This is a genomic window from Mesorhizobium sp. PL10, from assembly GCF_053714315.1.
In genome coordinates this window covers 1-860 of record NZ_JBSKBR010000157.1, presented here as the reverse complement: position 1 = coordinate 860, position 860 = coordinate 1, and the positions used below count along the sequence as shown (strand labels likewise).

The window sequence follows — 860 nt, the reverse complement described above, 5'->3', positions numbered from 1 at the left end:
ATTTCGCGCGCCAAAATGGCCGGTCACGCTTCAGTCAGCATGTTGATCGAAGCGTCCAGCTTTTGGAAGATCCATCTCACCATCCACCCCGCGCTTGACTTGAGACCGCCGCGCGTCGAACGCCATCCGCAATATGGATGTATTCTATCAAAACAATCGATTTTACAAATTCATCGCCCTATACAAGTAGATCGTGGCCAGCAGGAGCGGCTCACAAAGAACGGTGATCGGCTGCAGAGGAAACGAACTTGGGAATGCAATACTACGGAGGATAGTTATCGCACAATAGCACGATTGAGATCTCTTCTGCCGAAAGTCACAGATTAATCCAACTCTGCTGAGTTTTCAGTTAATCGGATAATATCAAGAATTTATCATGCATTATACACAACCAGACTTTCGAATGGACATTAAAGCCCTTCGGGGCCTGGCCGTTTTGCTGGTCGTGGTCTATCATGCCCGCATTTGGCCATTCGCCGCAGGTTATCTCGGCGTTGATATTTTTTTTGTGATTTCGGGCTTCCTGATCACCGGTCTCATCGTGACGCAGCTTGAGCAATCCCGGTCTAGATGTAGCCGTTGAGGGCATTAAGGCTCTAGTCGAAGCCGTTCGCGCCTTGGGCAAACGAGTGGTTGTTGTTGCTCCTCCGCCAGTCGGAACCTTCGATGTCAGCGATTGCCTTGAGCGGAAGGCGCGGGGAAGGGTTATTCTCGGTCGCTACAGCGACTGCAGAATATATGTCAGCGAATACCGCCCGATCCGATCCCGCACTTTCGAGCTCTTGAACCAAGTGGCCTTAGCTCGACTTTGTACGTTTAGGTGGTGAAGCACAGGGCTTGCGCCATTCGCAGGATGCGCT

The 860-nt window shown here is 51.2% G+C and carries 2 protein-coding genes; both read left to right on the top strand.

The features are described 5' to 3' along the window. The coding region (locus tag ACWGTO_RS33615; protein WP_454578970.1) for a hypothetical protein at window positions 1-327 on the top strand (327 nt) is incomplete at its 5' end. A gap of 49 nt (window positions 328-376) precedes the next feature. Further along, the gene (locus ACWGTO_RS33610; protein ID WP_454578969.1) at window positions 377-583 is read left to right on the top strand and encodes an acyltransferase family protein; all 207 of its coding nucleotides are present in this window, start codon (window positions 377-379) and stop codon (window positions 581-583) included. The last annotated feature ends 277 nt before the right edge of the window (window positions 584-860 follow it).